Source organism: Lentzea sp. NPDC054927 (assembly GCF_053610285.1).
On sequence record NZ_JBSGXZ010000007.1, the window covers coordinates 283,906 to 293,373 of the forward strand.

Genomic DNA, 9,468 nt, shown 5'->3' on the forward strand with positions numbered 1-9,468 from the left:
TCGGCCCCCAGAAAACGCCCAAAGGCGACCCGGTTCGCGCTTTCCGCGAACACGAATCGCCTTCGGCTTTGGTGCCCCCGGCAGGATTCGAACCTGCGCTCCCGCCTCCGGAGGGCGGTGCTCTATCCCCTGAGCTACGGGGGCCGTAGCTACGTGGAAGATCCTAGCGCACGTTCGAGCCGGGTTTGACACGTACCCCAGCCGGACAGCCCAAGGTGGTGTCCGTCACCTTCACGGTCGACCAGGAATACCCCCGATTGCACTCATGCGCATATCGCTATATGTTCCTGGACATGGGCCACGGTCATGGACATGGATCGGCGTCGGCGAGCGGGCGGCACGCCGGCAAGCTGTGGATCGCGTTCGGCATCGGCGCGGTCTTCATGGTGGTCGAGTTCATCGTCGGGTTCGCGACGTCGTCCCTCGCGCTGATCTCGGACGCCGCCCACATGCTCACCGACGTGCTGGGTGTGGGCATGGCGCTGGCCGCGATCATGGTGGCGCGCAGGGCCAAGGCCGGCCGGAACCGGACGTTCGGGTTCTACCGGGCCGAGGTGCTGGCGGCGCTGGCCAACGCCGTTCTGCTGTTCGGCGTGGCCGGTTACGTGATCTACGAGGCGGTCGGCCGGTTCCAGGATCCGCCCGCGGTGCCGGGGTTTCCGGTGCTCGTCGCGGCGAGCCTCGGGCTGGTGGCCAACCTCGTCAGCTTCAGCATCCTCAAGGAGGGTGCTAAGGACAGCATCAACGTCAAGGGCGCGTACCTCGAGGTGCTGGCCGACCTCATCGGGTCGGTGGGCGTGCTGATCTCCGCCCTGGTCACGCTCACGACCAGCTGGAAGTACGCGGACCCGATCATGGGTGTGCTGATCGGCGTGTGGGTGCTGCCGCGGACGTACAGCCTGGCCAAGAACGCGTTGCACATCCTGTTCCAGCACGCGCCGGAGCGGTTGGACGTGACGGAGATGCAGGCGGCACTGACCCGGATTCCCGGTGTCACGGAGGCGCACGACCTGCACGTGTGGACGCTCACGAGCGGCATGGAGGTGGCTTCGGCGCACCTCACGACCGCGCAGGACGTCGATCACGAGAACGTGCTCAAGGCCGCGCAGTCGTTGCTGGCGACCAAGTACCACATCGAGCACGCGACGTTGCAGGTCGAGGGCGGCTCGTCAGCGCAGCGGTGCCGGGAGCTTTCGTGGTGAGGCCGGCAGGTCGCGGATCCCGTCCTTAGTGGACGGGGCACCCGTCCGTGACGGAACAACCTCTTGACGGGGTTGTGGCACGGTGACCCACACACGGCCTCGTTCGAACGGCACCACAAACGCCTCCCCAGTCACCGCAGATGAATTGCCAAGATCTCATCGAAGTATGTCTGAAAGGGATAGATCCTTTCAGGTGAACGGGAAAGGCCGCGCTCCGTGACGGAACGCGGCCTTTCCGGTTCGGCCGGGGATCAGTTAGCCATTACAGACCAGCGCACTGTCCTGCCTTCGGCCCCTTCACGTCGTTCTTGAAGCCGTTGTTCGACGGCTCCGGGTTGTTGCCCGTGCAGGACAACGGCCCGCCGACCGTGGAGAAGGCCACCACTGACCTGGTCTTGTTCGACGTCAGTGACACAGGGCCACCGACCGAGGTGTTCTCGATCGCCACCTCGGTGGCGGAACCGTGTACCGTCACCGGACCGCCGACCTTGGTGCCGACCAGCACCACGGACGCCGCGTCCGCCGCCGAGATCGGGCCCTTGATCTCGCCGCCGAAGACGTACAGCGTGGCGCCGCGGGTGACCGTGACCGGGCCGTTGATCGTGGCACCGTCCACATAGGTCACGCCCTTGACCTGCAGCGGACCGTTGACCGTGCCCGTCACCGTGGTGGCGGGAGCTGCCAGCGGCTTCGACATCAGCTCGAACTCCGCGAGTGCGACGTCCTCCGAGAACTCCAGCCGGTAGAAGTTGTAGCGGCCCGGCGAGGCGATCTTGAACGACCGGGTGTACTGCTGCCACTGGAAGTTCTCGCCGGAACGCTTGTCGACCGTCGCCCACGTCTTGCCGTCGTAGGAGGCCTTCAGCTCCCAGGACGACGGGGACTTGCCGGTCTTCGCGTTGGTCAGCGTGTAGAACTCCGCCTTCTCCTTGGCGTCCGCCGCCTTGAAGTCGAACGCGCGAACCGTCGCGGAGGTCGCGGAGGTGTTGTCCACCAGAGCAGCGGTGGCGACACCGGCCGAGACGTCCCGCAGCGGCGTGGGGACCGCGTCACCGGTGGTGATCGAGTCCGGCACGTCGTTGACGCCCGTGCCCCACTTCGACGGGTTCGGGCCCATGTCGAAGTCGATCGTGGCACCGGCCGCGAGCACGTCGTGCGGCAGCGACGTCTTGTTCCACGTCTTGCCGTTGACCTTCACGCCCTGCACGTAGATGTTCTTCGCGCTGTTCTTCGGCGCGTTGATGACGAGCTTCTTGCCGTTCTCCAGCTTCACGGTCGCCTTGGTGAACAGCGGCGAACCGATCGCGTAGGCGGGCTTGCCCATCTGCAACGGGTAGAAGCCCAGCGATGAGAACAGGTACCAGGCCGACATCTCGCCGTTGTCCTCGTCACCGGCGTAGCCCTGGCCCTGCTGCGAGCCCACGTACAGCCGCGACAGGATCTCGCGCACCTTCTCCTGGGTGCCCGAGGGCTTGCCCGCGTAGTTGTACATGTAGGCGATGTGGTGCGACGGCTGGTTGGAGTGGCCGTACTGGCCCATCCGCACGTCCCGCGCCTCGATCATCTCGTGGATCACGCCGCCGTAGCCGCCGGGGAACTTCGCGGTCTCCGGCAGGGTGAAGAACGAGTCGAGCTTCTGCGCCAGCTTGTCCCGCCCGCCGTACAGGTTCGCGAGACCCTGCCCGTCGTGCGGCACCGTGAACGCCATGTTCCAGCCGTTCGTCTCGGTGTAGTCGTAGCGCCAGTCCTGCGGGTTGTACTTCGCCGGGTCCTCGACCCGCCACGAGCCGTCGACGTTGCGGTTCTGGAAGAACTCGATCCGCTTGTCGAACGTCAGCACGTAGTTCTGGGCGCGGTTGAGGAAGTACTCGTACTCCTCCGCGTACCGCTTCTCGCCCGTCTTCTCGTGCAGCGCCTTCGCCATCGACGCGATGCCGAAGTCGTTGACGTAGCCCTCGATGGCCCACGACCACGCCTCGTCCAGCTGGTCGTTGCCGGTGTAGCCGAGGAAGATCGACTTGTCCATGCCCTTGCGGCCGACGTTGTTGCTCGGCGGCACCACGGACGCGTTCTTCACGGCGGCGTCGTAGGCAGCCTTGATGTCGAAGTTCGACACGCCCTTCAGGTACGCGTCCGCGAACGCCACGTCGGAGCTCGTGCCGGTCATCAGGTCCGCGTAACCGGGGGAGGACCAGCGCGAGATCCAGCCGCCATTCTTGTACTGCTGGACGAAGCCCTCTGCCATCTCGCCCGCCTGCGACGGCGTGAACAGCGAGTAGGCGGGCCAGGTCGTGCGGTACGTGTCCCAGAACCCGTTGTTGACGTAGATCTTGCCGTCGACGATCTTCGCGCCCGTCTGCGTGGGCGTGCTCGGACCGGTCGCGGGCGCCACCGGGGACGCGTACTGGATCTTGTCGCCGACCTTCTCGTAGCCGGAGTTCGGGTACAGGTAGAGCCGGTACATGTTGGAGTACAACGTGATCAGCTGCTCTTCGGACGCACCCTCGACCGAGATGATGCCGAGGATCTTGTCCCACGCGGCCTGTGCACGGTCGCGCACCGCGTCGAACGTGTCGGACGCCGAGACCTCCTGCTCCAGGTTCGACTTCGCCTGGTCGACCGAGATCAGCGAGGTGGCGATGCGCAGCTCGACGGTCTTGTCGCCGAACGAGAAGTAACCGCCGACGTTGTCACGGCCCGCGCCGGTCAGCCGGCCGCTCGCGGTCACCGCCTTGTCGACCTTGCCGTAGACGAACAGGCGGGTCGCACCGGTGGAGAGTCCGCTCTTGACGTCCGAGTAGCCCGTCACGACACCGTTGGCGGCGTCGAGGGTGACCCCGCCGAGGTTGTTCACGTTGTCGAACACCAGGTTCTTCTCGCCCGTGTCGGCGAACGTGAACCGGAAGACCGCCGCGTGGTCGGTCGGCGCGATCTCGGTCTTCATGCCGTTCTCGAAGGTCACGCCGTAGTAGTGCGCCTTCGCGACCTCGTTGTCGTGCTTGAACGGCAGCGAACGCAGCGCGCGGTCCTGGGTCGGCGCCTTGTCGGAAGGCATGACCTGGAACGTCTGGCGGTCACCCATCCACGGGCTGGGCTCGTGGGACGTGGTGAACGCCTGCAGCGTCGGCAGGTTCTGCGCGTTGTTGCGCTGCTGGTACTCGTACAGCCAGCTCTGCGAACCCGCGTTGGTCATCGGGGTCCAGAAGTTGAAGCCGTGCGGCACCGCGGTCGCCGGGAAGTTGTTGCCCCGCGAGAACGAGCCGTTCGAGTTCGTGCCGCGCGTGGTCAGCACGTAGTCCGACGGCTTCGCGTACTGCTTGGTGACGACGTCGCCGATCCTGATGTCGTCGAACCAGGCACCGAACTCCGTCGGGCCCTTGGGACCGTCGTAGGCGACCAGGATCCGCTTGATCGTCTTGCCGGCCGCGACCGCGCCGATCGTCGACGCCACCTTGTTCCACTGGTTGGCGTACAGGAACTTGCCCGCGCCCTGGCCCTGCGGCGACAGCACCGCGCCGTGCTGGTCGACGGCCTTGAGGTCGCTCAGGTACGTGCCGTCGGAGAACGCGAGGTCCACCGACGAGTACGTGCTCGGGTAGTTCAGGTTGTCGGTCACGAAGTCCGGGAAGACCATGTAGGACAGCTCGGTCTTGGCCCCGACCTTCACGTCGACGTCGAAGACCTTGTTGTAGCTGTACGCCCGGCCCTCGGTCGTGTGCTTGCCCTGGGCCCGGAACGCCTTCTGGCCCGTCCAGCCGACCCGCGCCTTGGACGTGTAGCCGCCAGTGGGGCCGGCGCCGACGAGGCTGCGCATGTTCGGCGCCGGGGGTGTCGTGGTGCCGTCGGAGAGTTCGATCTCGGCCACCTGCACGATGCCCGTGCCGTGGTTGGCCGTGATGTCGACCTTGTAGTGCCGGTACGACGCCGGCGAGGCGATGTCGTAGACCTTGGTCTGGAACCGCTCGGTGAAGTTCTCCCCGGTGCGGGTGTCGACGACGGTCCAGTTCGTACCGTCGTTCGAGCCCTGCAGCGTCCAGTCCTTCGGGTCGCGCTCCGGCTCGTCGTTCGCCGAGGAGAGCGTGTACTTCTTGATCGTCTGCGGGCTGGACTTGAAGTCGAACGTCACCCAGCCGGTGGAGGCGAAGACCAGCCACTTGGTGTTGACGCTGCCGTCGTTGATCATGTCGACGCCCTCGTTCGGGGCGTTCTCCCCGTTGGCGGCCACCGTTGCCTTGTCGGCGACGTTGCCGGGGAGACCCGTACCGCTCGAACCGATCACGCCCGCCGACTTCGGCTGCCCCGCCGCGTCGGTCTCGACCGTGCTGACCCACGAGGGTTGCGGTTGACCGTCCTCAAAGGACGACGAAAAGCCCACGCCTTGCTCCTCTGGTGCGGCGGCCGCATAGCCGTTGGTGACGCCGCACGCCAGTGTCGCAGTGATCGCAACGCTCAACAGAGTTCTGGTTCGTCTTTTCCCCAGTTGCCTCATTGCAACCCTTCCGCCGCCTTACACCTGCCCCATTTGCGTGGGAGCGTTTCTGCACGTGACATCGTTGTCAAGGGACCCGACAGAAATTGTCTTCGAACCTGTCCTCTCAACAGTTGCGCACGTGGACCACCGATCAAGATCTAGACTCGGTCGGTGACCGACCGCAAGCCGCCAGAGGTGGGTACACCAGCGGGCATGCGCGTGCTCAACCAGCGCGCGGTGCTGGATCGGTTGCGCCGTCTGGGTGCCGCCACGCGCCCGCAGATCGCCAAGGACACCGGGTTGTCCAAGCCGACGGTCGGGCAGGCTCTCGTCGATCTCGAACGCCACGCGCTGGTGCGCCCGATCGGCAGGACGACGGCCGGTCCCGGCCGTTCCGCGGTGGTCTACGAGCCGAATCCGGCGGCGGGCTACGTGCTGGGCGTGGACATCGGCCGCGAGCGGATCCGGGCGGCCGTGGCCGACCTGGGCGGGTCCGTGGTGGCCCGCGTGGACGAGCGCAACCGCGGCCGCTCGGCCGCGGGCCTGGTGCGCACGGTGACCGAGCTGGCGTCGCGCACGGTGGCCGACGCGGGGCTCGCCCTGGCCGACGTCGTGGTGAAGGTGATCGGCAGTCCCGGCGTGATCGACCAGCGCTCGCGGGTCGTGCGGCACGCGCCCAACCTGCCGGGCTGGGAGTCCGCCGGCGTGCTGGACGGGCTGGAGACGTCGCTCGGGCCGGTGATGGTCGTGGAGAACGACGCGAACCTGGCCGCGTTGGGCGAGCACGTGTACGGAGCGGCTCAAGGCGCTCGCGTGTTCGTGTGCGCGACGGTCGGCACCGGTGTCGGCATGGGGATCGTCGTCGACGGCGTGCTGTTCCGCGGCGCGCACGGGGCAGCGGGCGAGGTCGGCTTCCTGCCGTTCGGCAAGTCCGCTTCGGACGTCCAACGTGGACAGTTCGAGGACGCCGCGGCAGCTGAATCCGTTGTGGCGCTGGCACGGGAACGTGGACTGTCGGCGCGCTCGGCCCGTGAGGTGTTCTCCGCCGCGCGTTCCGGGGACGTGCAGGCGTTGGACGTCGTGCGGGTGGAGGCGGAACGACTCGCGTTCCTCGTGGCGTCGGTGTCCGCGGTGATCGATCCGGAACTGGTCGTGCTGGGCGGCGGCGTCGGGTCGAACGTGGACCTGCTGCTGTCCCCTTTGGAGGCTGCGCTGCGCACGATGACGCCGCTCGCGCCTCCGATCGTGGCCGGCTCACTGGGTGACGGCGCCGTGCTCTCCGGAGCCATCGCGATGGGCCTCGAAGCCGCTCGTGAATTGGTCTTCGAAGTTACTCTCTGAGAGTAGTTGAGCGTGTCTCACCTGGTAATTCACTCATATGTCGTATCTGTGAACGGCGACGTGTGGCTTAGCGTTACCGGAACCTCCACCTGGAGGGTGTTGTGTCCTTCCGTTGCAAGGGGAGTCGGTAGGGGGATGCGGGGGACGTAGCCCCCTACCGGCCGTGCACTGGGCAGGTGCCGCGCCCGCACCACCATCAGCCTGCCCAGTGCAGCAACGGGTAGTGGTGTGGCGCGGAATGTTGCCGGGGGAATTCGCGGTCAGACGGGTGCGTCGTGGTGCCGCCCCCACGTCCTCGTACTGGTTGTACGGGGGCGTGGGGGCGGTGCCGCGAGGCGCCCTGCTGAGCGTGGACTACCTCGCCAACATTCCGGGTCACACCACTAGCGTGGCGTGGGCCGGTGGACGTTCGTCACCGTCGACTCGCGATGCGCCGAATCCGCGATCCACGCCCCGGGGATCGACGCGTCGATCACGCCCTCCTCCAACCACGTGTAATTGCCGTCCATGACCTGCTTGGCCAGCACCTGATCGCTGTCGTCGGTGTTCTTCCACAACTTCTCGAACAGCTCGTCGACCCGGACCCGCGCCTGCTTGGCGAACGCGTCGGCCAGCTGCTGTGAGTTGGGATTCTCGTCCTGCGCGGCCCGTACGCAGGCGGCGCTGATCGCGAACAGCTCGGCCCCGATGTCCACGATCCGGCTGAGGAACCGCTGCTTGCGCTCCATCTTCCCCTGCCACCGCGACATGGCGTAGAACGTCTGCCGCGCCAGCTTGCGCGCCGACCGTTCGACGAACCGCAGGTGCTTGGCGAGCGGCCCGAACTCCGTGTACCCGGCCGGACTCTGCCCCTTGCCCACGACCAGCGTCGGCAGCCACTTGGCGTAGAACCCACCGGCCTTCGCCGCCGCCTTCATCTTCCGCTGGCGGTCCGCGTCCGGGTCGATGATGTCGCCCGCGACGGACAGGTGCGCGTCAACGGCCTCGCGGGCGATCAGCAGGTGCATGATCTCCGTCGAGCCCTCGAAGATCCGGTTGATCCGGAGATCCCGCAACACCTGCTCGGCCGCAATCCCACGCTCTCCGCGCGCCGCCTGGCTTTCCGCCGTCTCGTATCCGCGCCCACCGCGCACCTGGACCAGTTCGTCGGCCACCAGCCACGCCTTCTCGGACGCGTAGAGCTTGGCCAGCGCCGCCTCGATGCGGATGTCGTGCTTGCCCGCGTCCGCGAGCTCGGAGCTGAGGTCCAGCACGGCCTCCAGCGCGTACGCCGTGGCCGCGATGTAGGCGATCTTCCCGGCGATGGCCTCGTGCCTGCCGACCGGAAGGCCCCACTGGATGCGTTCGGTGGACCACTCGCGGGCGATCTTCAGACACCACTTGGCTGAGCCGGCGCAGAGGGCGGGGAGGCTGAGGCGCCCGGTGTTGAGGGTGGCCAGCGCGATCTTGAGCCCGGCGCCTTCCTTGCCGATCACGTTCTTCTTGGGCACGCGGACGTTGTGGAACCTCGTGACGCCGTTCTCCAGGCCCCTCAGGCCCATGAACGCGTTGCGGTTCTCGACGGTGATGCCCTCGGCGCCGGCCTCCACGACGAACGCGGTGATGCCCCGGTCCGGCACCTGGGCCATGACGACCAGCAGGTCGGCCACGACTCCGTTGGTGGTCCAGAGCTTCACGCCGTTGAGGACGTAGTCGTCGCCGTCCAGCACGGCCGTGGTGCCGAGCCTGGCCGGGTCGCTGCCGACGTCCGGTTCGGTGAGCAGGAAGGCGGTGATCTCGCCCTTCGCGCACCGCGGCAGGAACTCCTGCTTCTGTTCGGGGCTGCCGAACATCGCGACCGGCTGGGGCACGCCGATGGACTGGTGCGCGGACAACATCGCGCCGATCGCGGGGCTGGCAGACCCCACCAGCATGAGGGCCTTGTTGTAGTAGACCTGGGTGAGGCCGATGCCGCCGTACTCGGGCTTGATCTTCATGCCGAACGCGCCGAGGTCCTTGAGACCCTTCAGCACTTCATCTGGGATCTGGGCATCGCGTTCGATCACCGTGTTGTCGATCTGGGACTCGGTGAACTCGCGGAGCTTCGCGAGGAACGCCTCACCGCGTTCGCGGTCCTCCGGCGTGCCACTCGGGTGCGGGTGGATGAGGTCGATGCGGAAGTGACCGAGGAAGAGCTCTTTGCCGAAGCTCGGTCGCTGCCAGCGGGTTTCCCGTGCTTGTTCGGCGACCTGCCTGGCCGCGCGCTCGTCGACGGTCATGGTTACCTCCGAGTAGGGGTGTGACCTACGTTACTCAGCGGTAGGCGGATGTCCACCTGCTCGGAGGGTGAAACGGCGTCTGCAAGTACCACCAACCCATGATCGAACCGCCTGTAACCACACCCAACCTGTTCGGTGTTCGCCGAACAGGTTGGGTGTAGTTGTGAGCTTGTTGATGTTGTGTTGGTGGTACTTG

The 9,468-nt window shown here is 66.6% G+C and carries 4 protein-coding genes and 1 tRNA gene; 2 read left to right on the forward strand and 3 right to left on the reverse strand.

What is annotated here, in order from left to right; translation table 11 throughout:
• Nucleotides 1–69 precede the first annotated feature (69 nt).
• Nucleotides 70–144 (reverse strand) — tRNA-Arg (locus tag ACWGE0_RS14635).
• 149 nt (nt 145–293) lie between these two features.
• Here ACWGE0_RS14635 and ACWGE0_RS14640 point away from each other — a divergent pair.
• Nucleotides 294–1,202 carry a cation diffusion facilitator family transporter gene (locus tag ACWGE0_RS14640; protein ID WP_452261386.1) on the forward strand — a complete coding sequence of 303 codons (909 nt, stop codon included), beginning with the start codon at nt 294–296 and terminating at the stop codon, nt 1,200–1,202.
• Between the two features lie 262 nt (nt 1,203–1,464).
• On the opposite strand, the gene ACWGE0_RS14645 is transcribed toward ACWGE0_RS14640, so the two are convergent.
• Entirely contained in the window at nt 1,465–5,691 is a 4,227-nt protein-coding gene (locus tag ACWGE0_RS14645; protein WP_452261387.1) for a GH92 family glycosyl hydrolase, read from the reverse strand.
• 153 nt (nt 5,692–5,844) lie between these two features.
• Between ACWGE0_RS14645 and ACWGE0_RS14650 the strand changes: the two genes are divergently transcribed.
• Nucleotides 5,845–7,014 (forward strand): ROK family protein, encoded by a 1,170-nt coding sequence (locus ACWGE0_RS14650; RefSeq protein WP_452261388.1) that lies wholly within the window; start codon nt 5,845–5,847, stop codon nt 7,012–7,014.
• Nucleotides 7,015–7,397: 383 nt separating this feature from the next.
• Here ACWGE0_RS14650 and ACWGE0_RS14655 read toward each other — a convergent pair whose 3' ends face one another.
• Entirely contained in the window at nt 7,398–9,272 is a 1,875-nt protein-coding gene (locus ACWGE0_RS14655; protein WP_452261389.1) for an acyl-CoA dehydrogenase family protein, read from the reverse strand.
• Nucleotides 9,273–9,468: the final 196 nt, after the last annotated feature.